Annotated in this window: 14 protein-coding genes; 10 read left to right on the top strand and 4 right to left on the bottom strand. The window is 66.0% G+C overall.

Annotation, left to right across the window (positions count from 1 at the left end; genetic code table 11):
* Positions 1-85 precede the first annotated feature (85 nt).
* Both EV384_RS16920 and EV384_RS35995 read right to left on the bottom strand, forming a co-directional pair.
* The gene (locus EV384_RS16920; protein ID WP_242624098.1) at positions 86-694 is read right to left on the bottom strand and encodes an integrase core domain-containing protein; all 609 of its coding nucleotides are present in this window, start codon (positions 692-694) and stop codon (positions 86-88) included.
* Between the two features lie 249 nt (positions 695-943).
* Positions 944-1,363, bottom strand: a complete 420-nt coding sequence (locus tag EV384_RS35995) for a transposase (RefSeq protein ID WP_242624488.1) — start codon at positions 1,361-1,363, stop codon at positions 944-946.
* Positions 1,364-2,596: 1,233 nt separating this feature from the next.
* Here EV384_RS35995 and EV384_RS16935 point away from each other — a divergent pair.
* The 5 genes from EV384_RS16935 to EV384_RS16955 all read left to right on the top strand — a co-directional run bounded on the left by EV384_RS16935 (position 2,597) and on the right by EV384_RS16955 (position 7,565).
* Entirely contained in the window at positions 2,597-3,784 is a 1,188-nt protein-coding gene (locus EV384_RS16935) for a TerB family tellurite resistance protein (protein ID WP_130334544.1), read from the top strand.
* Entirely contained in the window at positions 3,774-5,177 is a 1,404-nt protein-coding gene (locus EV384_RS16940; protein ID WP_130334546.1) for a hypothetical protein, read from the top strand. Before EV384_RS16935 ends, EV384_RS16940 begins: the two co-directional genes overlap by 11 nt.
* Before the next feature lie 708 nt (positions 5,178-5,885).
* Positions 5,886-6,893 carry a transposase gene (locus tag EV384_RS16945; RefSeq protein WP_242624099.1) on the top strand — a complete coding sequence of 336 codons (1,008 nt, stop codon included), beginning with the start codon at positions 5,886-5,888 and terminating at the stop codon, positions 6,891-6,893.
* A gap of 104 nt (positions 6,894-6,997) precedes the next feature.
* Entirely contained in the window at positions 6,998-7,288 is a 291-nt protein-coding gene (locus EV384_RS16950; RefSeq protein ID WP_207232610.1) for an integrase core domain-containing protein, read from the top strand.
* Positions 7,289-7,307: 19 nt separating this feature from the next.
* Complete coding sequence (locus EV384_RS16955) at positions 7,308-7,565, top strand: DUF1810 family protein (RefSeq protein WP_130334548.1); 258 nt, start codon at positions 7,308-7,310, stop codon at positions 7,563-7,565.
* A gap of 9 nt (positions 7,566-7,574) precedes the next feature.
* Here EV384_RS16955 and EV384_RS16960 read toward each other — a convergent pair whose 3' ends face one another.
* On the bottom strand, positions 7,575-8,216 hold the full coding sequence (locus EV384_RS16960) for a response regulator (protein ID WP_207232346.1): 642 nt from the start codon (positions 8,214-8,216) through the stop codon (positions 7,575-7,577).
* Positions 8,201-9,454 (bottom strand): GAF domain-containing sensor histidine kinase, encoded by a 1,254-nt coding sequence (locus EV384_RS16965; protein WP_165439952.1) that lies wholly within the window; start codon positions 9,452-9,454, stop codon positions 8,201-8,203. Before EV384_RS16965 ends, EV384_RS16960 begins: the two co-directional genes overlap by 16 nt.
* 186 nt (positions 9,455-9,640) lie before the next feature.
* Here EV384_RS16965 and EV384_RS16970 point away from each other — a divergent pair, with 186 nt between their 5' ends.
* From EV384_RS16970 to EV384_RS16990, 5 genes are all read left to right on the top strand, one after another.
* Positions 9,641-10,426 carry an ABC transporter ATP-binding protein gene (locus EV384_RS16970; protein WP_130334552.1) on the top strand — a complete coding sequence of 262 codons (786 nt, stop codon included), beginning with the start codon at positions 9,641-9,643 and terminating at the stop codon, positions 10,424-10,426.
* On the top strand, positions 10,423-11,256 hold the full coding sequence (locus EV384_RS16975; protein ID WP_242624100.1) for an ABC transporter ATP-binding protein: 834 nt from the start codon (positions 10,423-10,425) through the stop codon (positions 11,254-11,256). Before EV384_RS16970 ends, EV384_RS16975 begins: the two co-directional genes overlap by 4 nt.
* 8 nt (positions 11,257-11,264) lie before the next feature.
* Positions 11,265-13,139, top strand: coding sequence for an AMP-dependent synthetase/ligase (locus EV384_RS16980; protein ID WP_130340639.1), 1,875 nt, complete (start codon positions 11,265-11,267; stop codon positions 13,137-13,139).
* Positions 13,136-14,023 (top strand): branched-chain amino acid ABC transporter permease, encoded by an 888-nt coding sequence (locus tag EV384_RS16985; protein ID WP_130334553.1) that lies wholly within the window; start codon positions 13,136-13,138, stop codon positions 14,021-14,023. Before EV384_RS16980 ends, EV384_RS16985 begins: the two co-directional genes overlap by 4 nt.
* 95 nt (positions 14,024-14,118) lie before the next feature.
* Positions 14,119-15,213: a branched-chain amino acid ABC transporter permease gene (locus EV384_RS16990; RefSeq protein ID WP_242624102.1), complete on the top strand. Its 1,095-nt coding sequence runs from the start codon at positions 14,119-14,121 to the stop codon at positions 15,211-15,213.
* The last annotated feature ends 193 nt before the right edge of the window (positions 15,214-15,406 follow it).

Below are 15,406 nucleotides of genomic sequence, written 5' to 3' on the forward strand. Positions count from 1 at the left end.
CGAAAATTGAGTTTCGGCTACGCCGCCTGCGAATACTCGCTGATCAAGCCACCGAGGATTGGGCGTCGCTGGACCCGGGCGGCGTTCAGGTCTGCGACCTGTGGCGGCGGGATCGGTGGCTGCTGGGTGGCTGCTGGTCCAGCGAACGATGTGGGCGGTGGCCGTTGTAGTGAGCCACGTACTCGTCGAGGACCGCCGCCAGATGGCGCTCGCCGACGATGAGCATCCGGTCGGTGCATTCGCGGCGTATTGTGCCCACCCACCGCTCGGCGAACGCATTGGCCCGGGGCGCCTGTGGCGGGGTCTTGATCACCTGGATGCCCGCGGCGGTGAACACCGCGTCGAAGACGGCCGTAAATTTCGTATCGCGGTCGTGCAGCAGGAACCGCAGCCCCGCTGCGCGCTGGCCGAGGTCCATCAGCGGATTCCGTGCCTGCTGGGCCACCCAGGCACCGGTTGGGTGGGCGGTCACCCCAACCACGTGGACTTGGCGGCTGGCGATCTCTACGAAGAACAGAACGTAGATCCGCCGGAGGAACACGGTATCGACGGTGAAGAAATCACAGGCCAGGATCGTGTGGGCCTGGGTAGAGAGGAACTGCTTCCAGGTGGGTCCGGACCGTCGGGGTGCCGGGTCGACCCCGGCCTGATTGAGGATCTTCCACACCGTGCTGGCCGCCACCCGGTAGCCCAAGCCGACCAGCTCACCCTGAATCCGGCGGTGCCCCCACGAAGGATTCTCCGCCGCGAGTCGCAACGCCAGGTCGCGGACCTGTGCGTTGACCGGTGGCCGGCCCGGCCGGGCATGCGGGTACGTCCATCGTCGGGCGATCAGTTCACGGTGCCACCGCAACAGGGTCGCCGGGGTGACGAAGAACGCCGACCAGCGAGGGCGGGGCAGCAGCCGCGACAGCACCGTGTGGGGCTCGTAAAGCCGATTCGGCTACGCTGCCTGCGAATACTCGTTGATCAATCCGCCTAGGATCGGCCGCCGCTGTATCCGGGCGGCGTTCACGTCCACGACGTGCGGCGTAGGTTTCGGTGGCTGCTGGCCGAGGGATCGATGTGGGCGGTGGCTGTTGTAGTGGGTCGTGTACTCGGCGAGGACGGCCGCGAGGTGGCGCTCGCCGACGATGAGCATCCGGTCGGTGCACTCCCGGCGTACGGTGCCAACCCATCGTTCGGCGAACGCGTTCGCCTGGGGTGCCTGCGGCGGGTCTTGATCACGTCGATGCCTGCGGCGGCGAACACGGCGTCGAAGGTGTTCGTGAACTTCTTGTCGCGATCGCGGAGCAGGAACCGCAGCCCCGCCGCGCGTTGGTCGAGGTCCATCAGTAGATTCCGTGCTTGCTGCGTCACCCAGGCGCCGGTTGGATGCGCGGTCACCCCCACCACGTGGACTTGGCGGGTGGCGATCTCGACGAAGAACAGCACGTAGATCCGCTTGAGCAACACCGTGTCGACGGTGAAGAAGTCACAGGCCAGGATCGTGCCGGCCTGGGCGGTCAGGAACTGCCGCCAGGTCGGTCCGGGCCGCCGGGGTGTCGGGTCGAGTCCGGCGTTGTGCAGGATCTTCCACACCGTGCTGGCCGCGACCGGGTAGCCCAGGCCGAGCAGTTCACCCTGTATCCGGCGGTGGCCCCACGACGGGTTCTCCGCCGCGAGTCGCAGCACCAGGTCGCGGACCTGTGTGTTGACCGGTGGCCGGCCCGGCCGGGCATGCGGGTACGTCCAGCGCCGGGCGATCACTTCACGGTGCCACCGCAACAGCGTGGCCGGGGTGACGAAGAACGCCGACCACCGCGGCCGGGGCAGCAGCCGCGACAGCACCGCCAGCACCACCCGGTCGGCCGGCTCGAGATTAGAGCGGTGCACCTGGCGACACAGCACCGCCACCTGATGGCGGAGCACCAGGATCTCCACATCCTTGGCCCCACCGTCGCGGGCGATCTGGGTCAGCATCTGCAGGACCTGGCGAAGAAGCAGGTACACCAACGACGCGCTCATGGCCACGAGCATGACGGCTGCGCAGGGCTCGAGCTCGCACAGAACCGCACTTCAGACAGCCGAACCGAGTATTCGAGCCGCACAGGGTCCATCACACCACGAGCGCCGCGACGAAGAAGCCGGGCACCTGGTCGGCGTCGCTGGAGGGCAGGGTGAGCAGGAACCGGCGGTCCAGGAACCGGTTGGCCCGCTCGCAGGACGTCTCGGAGGCGAAGCTGCAGCAGTGGCAGGCCGTGCAGGAAGTCCTCCGGGTCCGACGGCGTGCGGCCGGCGCAGGCCGGGTCCGACGAGCACCGGGCGGCGCGGTGCAGTGCCGAGGTGACGACGCCGGCCAAGCGCGACGGCTCACTGAGCGCGACGAGCCCGCCGAGGGTGCCCTCGCTGTCAGAAGCCATGGTGCAGATGAGCAGCGCGGCGGCGGCCGGGCGTTCCGGGGTGGCTCGCCAGGCATAGAGGCGCTCGGCGAGGCTGGCGGCGCCACAGCCGTAGGGCATCGAAATTTGGCCGATGAGGACATGCGCTAGGGCCGCTGGGAGGACGTCGTCTCGTCGGTGGCTACCGATAGCCTTTCGCCAAAGACGTGAAAGGGATGGCGATGGACCTTCGTGAAGTTGGGCTTGGACGGCTGAAGGGCGTTGCCGACGCCGCTGGACGGATGGTTGCCGACAGCACGAGCGTCGCGAGGCAGCTTGTCGCTGATGCTGCTGGCGATGCACAGGGGAGAGTGAAGCAGTCCGCCGAGCAGGTGATGGCGAAGGTCGGAGAAGTCAAGGACGGGCTGTCGGCCTGGTCGTCCCGCAACCCCGCCGATTTTGGCGACTTGTCCGCGCTCAGCGCGGACGGGAAGTTGCTCTATTGCCGGGTGTTGGTGAGCTTGGCGCTGGTCGACGGCCTCCTCGATCCTCGCGAGATCGCGAATCTGTACTTGTTCGCATCGACGATTGGTCTCGACGGCGAAGCGCGATCGGAGTTGCGCAGGGAAATCACTGGGGCGCAACGGGATGCAGCGAGCGACGCAGGGGTCCCCGACGCCACGGTGGAGCTGTCCAGGGAATTGCACGACCGCCTCGAGGAGGATCAGCGCGAGCCGGTGTTCACGGTGCTGGTGCGCGATCTGGTGCGAATTTCGCGTGCTGACAGGCATGCTGCGGACGCCGAGCGTGAGCGAATCGTGCTGGTCGCAGGACTCGTGTTCGCCGAGTCAGCTGACAAGGTCGTGGAGGCGACCGAACGGTTCGTGATTGCGGAAGAGGACTTCGCTTCCGGCAAGATCACGACCAGCCAGTTGGAGACCACCACCAAGGACATCGCTGCCAAGGCGGCTGCGTTCGGTGCCCCGATCGCCGCGATCAGTCTTGCTGGCAGCGTCTCCGGCCTCAGCGGGGCGGGAATCACCTCGGGTTTGGCGGCCTTGGGGTTCGGCGGCTTGCTGGGCTTGAGCGCGATGGTCACCGGGATCGGCACCGTGGTGATTCTCGGGGTCGCGGTCCATCAGGGGGCGCGTTGGGTGCTGGCCACCAACGAGCGTGAACGAGAAAATCGGCGCGAGCATCTGATTCAGCAAGTCATCAAGAATCACCAGCAGGCGATGGCCGAGCTCACCGACGACATCGCGGGGCTCGGTCACCGGATGGAGGCCTACCTCACCCAGACCACGAGGAACGAGGAGCGACTCGCCACGCTCAGGGATGAGTTGGCCGCCTTTCAGTTGGCCCTGGTGAATCTGCAGAACAGTCAGGAGGCCTTCGAACGGCGGGAGCCGCTCAGTGTCGGGTGACCAGCTTTCGGCTGCTGCCGCGGTCGTGGCTTACCAGGCCGTCACGCTGACCGAACTGCGGGGCTTGTTCGACCAGGTGGAATTCGACCTCAAGGATGTCCTCGAACGCGAACTTCGCGTCAGCGACACCCTGGACTCGGTCGAGTCCGAGTTCGACGCGGTGCGCGCCCGTCTCCAAGCAATGGGCATCCTCGTACCAGCTCAAGAGTCCCAGTCGAGCGCAGTGGCCACCGTGAGTGTCGAGACATCGAGCTACCGCCGTTACGCCGTGCCCGTCGTCCCGACTGATGGCGACTTCGATCAGCTCGTCAGGCTTGCCGAAGCCCGGTTGGATCTGTTGGGTATCGATCTGACCCGGGACCCGCTTCAGCAGGTTCTTCCCGCCGGCCAGATAGCTCGCAGCCTACGCAGCTACGCCGAGGAACATGGCGACGTCAGCTGGGACGAGACCGACTGGACGGTCGTCCTGGTTGCCGGAGTCCTCGCGACCCTCCTTGACGTCATCCTCGTCCGCATTCCCCAGGATTCCACCTTCTTGGGCAAAGAGCAGACGGGATCGCCCCTCACCAAGTGGCTCCAGGACAAGGATCGGGCTCAAGACGTCCACGCCCGATTCTTCAAGAGGTTCGAGAAGCTGGCCAAAGTGCCCTATGACGCCTCCACCACGTGGGCCACCGGGGGCCTGGTCAGCGGCATGCGGCCAGCTACCCATCGGCTCCAGAGCCTCGGCCACGATCCGGCCCTGGGTTTCCTCTTCGGCGTGGCAGATCTGATGCACGGAGCTGGCACGTACATCGACGAGGCAGGGCAACTGATCCAGGTCGCCACCGGCGCCCCCCCGATCGACCTGATCAACGCTTTCATCACCCAGGTGCGCCATCTGCTCTCGGACGTCTACACTCCTGCCGGCCTGCAGCCCCCGTTCTTCAGCCTGCTTCAACTCGGACAGATTAATTCCCCGTTCGCATTAGGCCCCTCCGGCGTCAAGCTGCCCTGGACCGATGTCGCCCGCTACATGTATACGAACGGCTACGACCTGCGCCACTTCTTCACAATGGGCATCACTCCTGGCGTCGTGTCCGCGATCATCCGCGGGTACTGGCTTCTCAAGAGCTACGCCACCGGCGGTACCGCAGCGCAACGGAAGCTGGAGCACGCCAAACTCACCTCCATGCTGCTGCTCGGGCACACCATCGCCACCTCCGGCACGCTGGTCAAGACCGGGCTACTGTTTGGCATGAACCCGGCCGCCCTCAACTACAACCAGATTCTCGCCATGGCGCCCGCCACCATCGCCTGGTTCAAAGAAGCCATCGCCCGCGACCATCGAATCAATCAAGCCCTGGAGAAGGAATGGGAATTGCTCCTCACCGAATCCGAGGGGCAATCGTGATCAGCGAGCCGAGTCACGAGCCTGGGCAGACTGTTAATCTGACTGTCTTTACATCGGCCTTCGTCTAATACTCCAGCCGGGGATCGTGATCACGGTCAGGCGCGCCGGTGGCCGGTTTCGTGAACGGCGGCAGCCACCGTCGATCATGGACGGTTGTGTGGACTGACCATGACGCGGCGGTGGCTGCCGCCTACAGGGTAGACGCCGAGGGTTGGCGTACCTTGTTCTGGACCTGCCCGCCTTCCTGTGGTCAGGACACGATGGCCTGCGCGGGCTCGGGCGAGCACGACGACATCGTCGCCGGCAGTCAGGTGCTGGTAACCGACCCGGCCGGGGTGAACCTCGCGGTCGCAGGCTGGACGCTGGCCAGGCGCGGGTCGACACGGAGGATCCGCACCGGGCGACAGCCTGCCTGTTCAGCTTCAAGATCCCGGGCGTTCCCAGCGGTAAGGGCATCTACGGGGTCGAGGTATCGAACCGCGGGAAGGTGCAGTTCGTCGGATCTGCAGGACTTCATCGCGCTCGGCCTGACCTGACCCGGACACGGAACGACCCCCGCTCGCCCTGGTTCGTGCGCAGGCCGTGCGGGGGTAGTTTCGTGCAGGGGCCGCCACGGGGGAAGCGTGTACCGCTCGGAAACCTGATTCTGGCCCCTGAAGTGCGGTGTTGTGCGGGGCGGATCAACCGTCCCCGGGCATCGTGGCGGGCATGTTCCTGTCCTTCGGCTACCTGATCCTGTGTCAGATCCTGCGGCTGGTGGTGCAGTGCTTACGCGGCGAGCGGTCGAAGGACATCGAAGTCCTGGTGTTGCGTCATCAGGTCGCGGTGTTGCGCCGGCAGGTCGCACGCCCGGACCTGAAGCCCACCGATCGAGTGGTGCTGTCAGCCCTGTCGCGGCTGCTGCCTCGGTCCCGCTGGTCGACGTTCTTCGTCACCCCGGCCACCCTTCTGCGGTGGCATCGGGAGCTGGTCGCCCGGAAGTGGACCTACCCGAAACGACGGCCCGGGCGCCCGCCGATACGGGCGGAGATCCGCGCCCTGGTACTGCGCCTGGCCCGCGAGAACCCGACCTGGGGCCACCGCCGGGGGCAGGGCGAACTGCTCAGGCTTGGCTATCGGGTCGCGGCCAGCACGGTGTGGACCATCCTGACCGCCGCCGGTGTCGACCCGGCTCCGCGTCGTGGCGGGTCGACCTGGACCAAGTTCCTGACCACCCAGGCCAAAGGCATGCTCGCCTGCGATTTCCTGCACGTGGACACGATCGGTCTGACCCGCATCTACGTCCTGTTCCTGATGGAGATCGGCACCCGGCGAGTTCACATTCTCGGCACCACGAGGCATCCGACAGGGGAGTGGGTCACTCAGCAGGCCCGGAACCTGATGTTGGATCTCGGCGACCGAGTCGCCCGGTTCAGGTTCTTGATCCGCGACCGTGACAGCAAGTACACCGCCGCCTTCGACGACGTCTTCACCACCGAAAGCATCGAGATCCTGCGCACTCCGCCTCGGGTGCCGAGGGCGAACGCGTCCGCGGAGCGGTGGGTACGCACGGTCCGCCGTGAATGCCTCGACCGGATGCTGATCTACAACCAACGTCACCTACTGGCCACCCTCGAGGAGTACGTGGCCACTACAACGACCACCGGCCGCACCAAGCCCGGCACCAACAACCGCCCAACGCCGCCGACACACCGCCCCCATCGGTCGCCGACCTGACCGCCGCACGAGTGCTCCGCAGGAAGATCCTCAACGGACTGATCAACGAATACTCCCAGGCCGCGTAGCTGTGACCGACTTTCCGAGCGGTACACGACGCAGGCATCACCGTCTGCAAGATCCCGCCGCAGAGTCCGCGCGCGAACGCCTACGCGGAAAGGTTCGTCGGCACCGTCCGCAGAGAGGTCACAGATCGGATGCTCATCGTCGGTGAACGGCACCTACGGCGAACACTCGCCGAAGACGCCCGTCACTACAACGGGTGGCGTCCCCATCGAGCGCTGCAGTTGCAGCCCCCACGCTCCGATCGTCCTGTCATCGACCTGACCCACGAGCGGATCAAACGCCGGCCCGTTCTCGGCGGGCTCATCAACGAGTACAAACGAGCCGCATAGAAGAACCAGCTCAGCGCACGTGACAGGGTTTTGGAACCCCACAAGGACCTACCTTCTTCATCCGGTACTCGGCCCACGACTGCGAACGTGCGCGGCGGTCGTAGCGGAGACGACCGGTCGCACGGCTGAGCAGATCTTCGGCGGCATCGACGCGATGAAGCTGCGCTCGTCGATGACCTTGTTCCTACGGGCCGCGCCAGAAGAAGACGTGTTCGCATCTGTGCTGCGACGCTACTTCGATGCCGAGCCCGACCCGGCGACGGACAGCCGCCTCTGACCCGCGCGGCTACAAAATGCCGAGCTGGCTGGCGCGGGCCAACGCCTCGACCCGGTTACGGGCGCCGAGCTTTTCCAGCGACCGCTGCAGGTACGTCTTGACCGTGTTCCGGGTCAGCCCCAGCTCCGCGGCGATCTCCGGGTTGGTCTGGCCCATCGCGACATGGCGCAGGATCTCGTACTCGCGCCGGGTCAATCCGTGCTCCCGGAGCTTGCGACTGACCAGCGCGCTGCTGGTGTCGTGATCGACCTCGACCACCCGCTCGCCGGAGACCACCCGCCGGATCACGTCGATCAGGACCTCTCGCGCGGTGTCCTTGACCACGACACCGTCGACGCCTGCGGCCAACGCCGCGTCAAGCGCGGCATGGTCGGGGTACGCCGTGAAAATGATGATCTTCGACTCGGGGCTGCGCTTGCGTAGTGAGTGCACCGCTTCCGGGGCGAGCATGTCGGGCAGGCGAAGGTCGAGCAGGACCACGTCGGGACGCAGCGCGTCGACTGCCGCGACCGCCTCTCGTCCTGAACGGGCGTAACCGGCCACGTGCAGCCAGGACGTGTGGTGGACCGCGAGGGTCACCCCGTCCAGGACGATGGGGTGGTCGTCGACGACGAGTACCCGAACCAGGTCAGCCGTCATTGCGGTAGCCACGCCTGCACGGTAATACCACCGTCTTCATTAGACCCAATGTTCATGGTGCCGCCGACGCGGCCTAGGCGCTCGGCCGTGGCCGCGAGGCCAAGACCGTCGCCCCACGATGCCTCGTCGGTGAACCCGACCCCGTCGTCGGCGATGGTGACCGCGACGCCGTTGCGTTGGCAGTACACGCTCAGCACTACCGACTTGGCCCTGGCGTGCTTCTCGACGTTGAGCAGCGCTTCGCGGGTGGCGTCGGCCAGCGTCGCGATGCGGTCCTGCGGCAAGGTCGGTAGATCAGTCAGCATAATTAGGCGGGCCGGGATCCCAGTCCGCTCCTGGAACGCGCGGCAGTGCCCCCGCAATGCCACTCCCAGCGCCACCTCGCCCGGCGGAGCGCTGAGCACTCGCAGCGATCCACGTAGCGCCTCCGACGCCTCAGCAGCCTGCTGCTCGAGCGTGTGGAGCCGGGTCTTGATCTCTTCGTCCAGCTCGACCTCGTCACCGAGCCGGCGGATCCCGGCCCGAAGCGTGAACAGGACCGCGCCCACCGTGTCGTGGAGCCTGAGCGCCACGAGGCGCCGTTCCTCGTGGACGGCGACCTCGGCGGCGTGCCGTGCCCGTTCGGCCACCGCGCCCGCTGCGGCGACGCGTGCGGCCACCTGCTCCATCGCCTGCACGGTTCGATCGCCGAACGGCGTGGGGCCTCGGTTGGCGCCGTAGAGCACGCCGAGCAGGGCGCCGCGGTGCATCACCGGTACGGCGATCATCGCCTTGATCCCTTCGGCCGCGGCCGGCGCCTTGTGGTGGGGGCTGATATCGTCCGATTCGCAGTAGTCGCCGACCCACATTGGACGGCGTGCCGCCATCACCTTGCCGCCGAGTCCGGTACCAATCGGCACCACGATGCCGCGTACAAGGTTGGTAACGGTGTTAACCGGGTACTGAAGGACGATCTTGTCGGCGCCCGCGGGTTCGCCGATCCACGCGAGATCGACACCGGTCGCGTCGGGTACGACTTGCATGATCCGGTTGGTCGCCGCGGGAGCGTCTAGCAGCTCAAGAATCTCGACGTACTCCTGGTCAATCCGGGCCAGGATGTCGGGCAGCATCGAGGGCTCGTGGCCGCGATGGCCGTGATTGCTCATGATTGTTCCGATCTGCACCCGGCTGGACTCGCCGATGTCGCTGTCGCTGTCGTGCAATCGTCGGGCAGCGGGTTGGATGCGGACCACCTCCAGATGGAGATACACGTTGGGTGACCTCCACCTGTATCTACCGCAGATCGCGCCGACGGCCCACCCTCGTAACCCAACCGTCATGTGCGTACGCACCCGAACGTGTCATCACGCTGCGAAGGTGCGCTCTCAACATGCTAGAAGCACGCCGTGCACGACCGGACGCGAGGCCGCTGGGCCTGAGGGGCTGGTAGGGCGAACATGCTGCGGGTAGAGAACCTCGAAGTCGTCTACGACGACGTGATGCTGATACTGCGCGGCGTGAGTCTCGAGCTTCCGCAGGGCGCGATCGTGGCGCTTCTCGGCGCGAATGGCGCCGGCAAGACGACTCTGCTGCGGGCGATCTGTGGGCTGCTCGACCCGCACGACGGAGACATCACGAAGGGCGCGGTCACCGTGGACGGGCGTCCGATCCACGGCATGCGCCCGTCCGCCATCGTGCGGAGCGGGGTCTCCCAGGTGATGGAGGGACGGCGCACGTTCGCCGAGCTGTCGGTCGAAGAGAATCTGCGGCTTGGGGCGCACACCAACCCACGGGGCCGAGCGGCCCGGATCGAGCAGGTCTACGGCTTGTTCCCGGTGCTGGCCAAGCGGCGGCGGGACACCGCGGGGTACTTGTCCGGCGGTGAGCAGCAGATGCTCGCGATGGGGCGGGCGTTGATGGCGCAGCCGAAGTACCTACTCCTGGACGAGCCGAGCCTCGGGCTCGCGCCGAAGCTGGTAGAGCAGATTCGGGACCTGATCGCGGAGATCAACCGTCAGGGTACGGGCGTGCTGCTGGTCGAGCAGAACGCGACGATGGCGCTGTCGATCGCCTCCCATGGCTACGTCATGGAGACTGGCAAGATCGTGCTTGACAAGCCCGCGGCGGAGCTGCTCGCCGACGAGGACGTGCGCGAGTTCTACCTCGGCCTGCATCCAGAGGGCACGACCAAGTCGTTCCGCGAGGTCAAGCACTACAAGCGGCGGAAGCGGTGGTTGTCTTGAGCGCCACGAGCGAGCTGACCAGCCCCGCGTTCGGGCGGGGAAGGTACGCGCTGACGGAGGAGCCGATCCTGGCCGTCGATGAGATCCGGCTGGCGTTCAAGGGGGTCAAGGCGATCGACGGCGTCAGCTTTTCCGTTGGCCGCCGTGAGCTCTTCGCCATCATCGGCCCGAACGGGGCCGGTAAGACGTCGATCTTCAACGTTCTCTCCGGTGTCTACCGTCCGCAGTCGGGCCGGGTCATGTTCGACGGCGCGAACCTCGTCGGGCACCGTCCGCATCGGATCGCCGCAGCCGGAATGGCCCGGACCTTCCAGAACGTGGAGCTCTTCTCGAACCTGACGGTTCTCGACAACCTGCTGCTGGGCCGGCACACCCACTTGCGCTACGGCACGTTCGCCGCGATCGCCTGGTTCGGCCGGGCGCGGCGGGAGGAGCTCGCCGCGCGCGCGGCCGTCGAGGACATTGTCGACTTTCTTGAGCTGCAACAGTGGCGACGGCTGCCGGTCGGTCTACTCCCGTACGGCGTACAGAAGCGGGTCGAGCTCGGCCGGGCCCTCGCCATGCAGCCCAAGCTCTTACTACTCGACGAGCCGGTGGCGGGCATGAACCTCGAGGAGACCGAGGACATGGCCCGCTTCATCCTCGACATCCGCGACGAGCTGAACATCCCGATGATCCTGGTCGAGCACGACATGGGCCTGGTGATGGACCTGGCCGACCGGGTTATGGTGCTCGACTTCGGTGTCCCGATCACGACCGGAGTACCGGCCGAGGTTCAACGCAATCCGGAAGTCATCCGCGCCTACCTCGGGGAGGTGGCACAGAATTGACCGAGTCGATGACGAGGCCAGGTGGGGCTGCGACAACAGGCGGTGCGTCCGCGGCAAGAACGATCGCAACCCGAGTGCGGGACCGGGCCTGGAGTACGGGCGACCGCGTGGCCATGCGCGAGAAGGACCTTGGCGTATGGCAAGAAATCACTTGGAAGGCCTATTGGGACACGGTGCTGACGGTCGGGCACGCCCTGCTGGCCCTAGGCGTCGAGCCGGGTGACCGAGTCGCGATCCACGCGGAGAACTGTCCAGAGTGGCTATACGCTGACGTCGCGACGGTCGCGGTACGGGCGACAACCGTCGGGCTCTACCCGACGAACCCGCCGGCTGAGGTGGGGTATCTGCTGTCCCACTCCGAAGCGAAGCTGCTCGTTGCCGAAGACCAGGAACAGGTGGACAAGGCACTGGCTGTGATCGACGAGTGTCCAGCTCTGACGCGGATCGTCTACATCGAACCTCGTGGCATCCGTTTTCACTATGATCACCCTGCCCTGCTCGCCTGGGACGATCTGCTCCAGCTCGGTGCGGAGCATCGCGCCGCATATCCGAGCGCTGTCGAGGATCGCATGGCGTCGGCGACCCCGGATGACATCGCCAACCTCATCTACACCTCCGGAACCACCGGGCCGCCCAAGGGCGCGATGCTGTCGGTGGCTAACCTCAACTTCGCGATCGAGACGCTCGTGGAGCAGCATGGCCTAGCATCGCCGCCGGCGAATGCCAACGACCTTGGCCTGTCCTATCTTCCGCTCTGCCACATTGCCGAGCGCACCTTCACCATCCACCAGAACGCGGCCGCCGGAGTGCAGGTGCATTTTGGCGAGTCCATCGCTACCGTTCAGGCAGACCTGCGCGAGGTGCAGCCCACATTGCTGTTCGGGGTGCCCCGCATTTGGGAGCGGATTCTCGCCAGCGTGACCATCGGTCTGCGAAATGCAGGGTGGATCAAGCGGACGAACGCGGCGGTCTGGTTGAAGATGGCGAACTGGATCGGCGACACGCTGGTGCGCACCGGTGGCCGGCATACGCTGTCCACCCGGGTGGTCTACGCGGTCGGCTGGCTTTTCTTGTACCGGGCGTTGCGGGAGCGCATCGGGATGCGGCGGGTACGGTTTGCCAGCTCGGGAGCTGCGCCGATCGCGCCGGAGGTGCTCAAGTTCTTCATGGGCATCGGAGTGCCGATGTACGAGATCTACGGTATGACGGAGAACGCCGCCGTCACCACGATCAACCGTCCCCGTCGGATCAAACTCGGCACGGTCGGCGAGCCACATACCAACGTCGAGGTCCGGATCGACGAGCAGACCGGCGAGATCCTCACCCGTCATCCTGCGGTCTTCGTCGGCTACTTCCGAGACCCGGAAGCGACGGCTAAGGCCAAGGACGCCGATGGCTGGCTCCACACCGGCGACGTCGGTGAGTGGGTGGGCGGGACGCACATCCGGATCACCGATCGGGCCAAGGACATCATCATCACGGCGGGGGGAAAGAACATCTCTCCGAGCGAGATCGAGAACGCCCTCAAGGCATCGCCGTTCATCAAGGAGGCGATCGTCGTCGGCGATCGGCGCCCGTACGTGGTTGCCCTGATCGGCATTGAGCTGGAGACGGTCGGCGACTGGGCGCAGCGTCGGGGGGTCGCCTACACCACCTACCGCGACCTCACGGAGAAGCCGGAGGTCCTCAAGCTGGTGCAGGACATCGTGAACGAGGTCAATGTCCGCTTCGCCACGGCCGAGCAGATTAAGAAGTTCCGCATGCTCCCCAAGGAGCTCGACCACGAGGATGGCGAACTCACTGCCACGCAGAAGGTGAAGCGGTCCGCGATCGTCAAGCTCTTCGGTGACCTGGTCGAGGACATGTACGGGAGCGGGCGATGACCGAGATCGTGCAGATCCTCAGCCGCGGGCTGGGCATCGGCAGCATGTACGCGTTGCTGGCGCTCGGATTCGTCATCATCTACAAGTCGACCCGGGTGATCAGTTTCGCTCAGCCCGCGTTCATGCTCGCCGGTGCGGTGCTCGTGACCTACCTGGTGGGCCCGCTTGGCTTCTTCGTCGCGCTGCCGCTCGCCATGCTCGGCACCGCGATGCTCGGCTGGGGAGTGGAACGGGCAGCAATCCGCCCGATGGTGGGCCGCCCCGCGTTCACGGTCGCCATCATCACCCTCGGCATTGACGTCATCATCCGCGTCGTTGCCGGCGCCGCGATCGGGATCAACCTGCGCCAGGTCGGCGACCCGTGGGGACTGAAGTCGACCACGCTGTTCGGGATCGAGGTTCAACAGCGGCACCTCGCGATGATCGTCACGATGACCATCCTGGTAGCGATCCTGTTCGCGTTCTTCCAATTCACCACGATGGGCCTGGCGATGCGGGCGGCGGCCTACGACCAGGAGGCGGCACTGGCCCAGGGTGTCTCGGTGGGTGGCGTTTTCTCCCTGTCGTGGGCGATCGCTGGCGCGCTCGCCGCGGTAGGCGGCACCTTCGCGGCCATCGGCGGCAGTGTGGAGTCGACTCTGTGGATCATCGCGCTGGTCGCGCTCCCGGTGATCATTCTCGGTGGACTGGACTCGCTCCCGGGGGCAGTCATCGGCGGTCTGCTCGTGGGTGTGGTGCAGGAAGTCATCGCGTTCTACCAGCAGTCGCTGCCTGAGTGGCTGGGCGGCAACGTCTCCATCCTCACGCCGTACCTGCTCATGCTGATCGTTCTGCTGGTCCGCCCCTACGGCTTGTTCGGCACCCGAGAGGTGGAACGCGTATGACCACCGCGACGCCCACGACCGCGACGTCCACGACCGCGACGTCCACGACTACTGCTGCGACGAGGGCCACCAGGGGCAGACCGTTCGGTCGGCCGATGCTGTATACGGCGTACGGCCAGGAGATGGCCCTGTTCAACACGCTCACCAAGAAGGTGATGGTGGGACTGCTGCTTGTGCTCGCCGCAGTCGCCCCGCTCGGCTTGGTGGACAAGGATCTTAAGCTGCTCGCCACCGCGTGCGTGACCGCGATTGGTGCGATCGGCCTCGGTCTGGTCACCGGCTACGCCGGGCAGGTGTCCCTGGGCCACGCGTTCTTCCTGGCCGTGGGCGCCTACACGGCCGCGGTCATCAGTGGCAACCCCGAGGGCCGCACCCTGGGCTTTGGGGTGCAGGAGATTCTGATCTGGCTTCCCGCCGCGGGCATCGTGGCCGGCCTCGCCGGTGTGATCGTGGCGCCGTTGGCCACGCGGCTGCGAGGGCTCTACCTTGCCATCGTCACGCTCGGGCTGGTCTTCATCGGCGAGTATGTCCTGCGCGAGTGGAGCGAGGTTACCGGCGGCACAGGGATCGGGCGTCCGGCTCCGACACCCGCACTGTTCGGCCAGCGGCTCGACGTTGCGACACCCATCTTCGACGGATATGTGCTCACCCGTGACCAGAGGCTCTACTGGCTCATGCTTATCCTGCTGGTGATCTTCGCGCTCGCGGCCCGCAACATCGCCCGGTCCCGGGTCGGCCGAGCGTTCACCTCCATCCGCGACCGCGACATCGCCGCTGGCGTCATGGGCGTCAACTTGGCCCGCTACAAGACCATCGCTTTCGCGGTCTCATCGTTCTATGCCGGCTGCGCCGGGGCCCTGCTCTATGTCTCGGTTGGCTTTTTCGTGCCCGACTCGTTCAACCTGGAGATGTCGGTCCTGTTCATCGCGATGGTGCTCATCGGCGGGGCAGGCAGCATCTCCGGGGCGATCCTGGGCGCGTTCTTCTTCACCTACCTGCCCACCCTGACCCGGCAGATTCCGTCCGATGTCATCAGCGGAGCTGCCACCGACACCCCGAACATCTTCCAACTGCAGCTGGTGCTCTACGGCGCACTCATCATCGGGTTCCTCCTCTTCGAGCCCCGAGGTCTGTTCGGCCTCTGGATTCGAGTTCGCAACTTCTGGAAGGCCTGGCCATTCAAGTACTGATCCGGCGCAATGGAATGAACCCTGCACCACCCGTCCCAACCCCCGCACCAGAACTCCTAGCACGTAGAAGGAGCACGTAATGTCATTGAACCGATCACGCTTGGCGGCGACCGCCGCTGCGGCGCTGATACTCGTCGGGGCCGTCGCCGGCTGCCGGGGTACGGATACCCCGACCACGACAACGTCCGCCGGC

It is taken from the genome of Micromonospora kangleipakensis (assembly GCF_004217615.1).
GTDB classification, from domain to species: Bacteria; Actinomycetota; Actinomycetes; order Mycobacteriales; family Micromonosporaceae; genus Micromonospora; species Micromonospora kangleipakensis.

Excerpts from the sequence above, each read along its gene's own strand:
- EV384_RS16985 (WP_130334553.1), top strand. The coding sequence starts at position 13,136 with ATGACCGAGATCGTGCAGATCCTCAGCCGCGGGCTGGGCATCGGCAGC.
- EV384_RS16935 (WP_130334544.1), top strand. The coding sequence starts at position 2,597 with ATGGCGATGGACCTTCGTGAAGTTGGGCTTGGACGGCTGAAGGGCGTT.
- EV384_RS16970 (WP_130334552.1), top strand. The coding sequence starts at position 9,641 with ATGCTGCGGGTAGAGAACCTCGAAGTCGTCTACGACGACGTGATGCTG.
- EV384_RS16945 (WP_242624099.1), top strand. The coding sequence starts at position 5,886 with ATGTTCCTGTCCTTCGGCTACCTGATCCTGTGTCAGATCCTGCGGCTG.
- EV384_RS16990 (WP_242624102.1), top strand. The coding sequence starts at position 14,119 with ATGCTGTATACGGCGTACGGCCAGGAGATGGCCCTGTTCAACACGCTC.
- EV384_RS16980 (WP_130340639.1), top strand. The coding sequence starts at position 11,265 with ATGACGAGGCCAGGTGGGGCTGCGACAACAGGCGGTGCGTCCGCGGCA.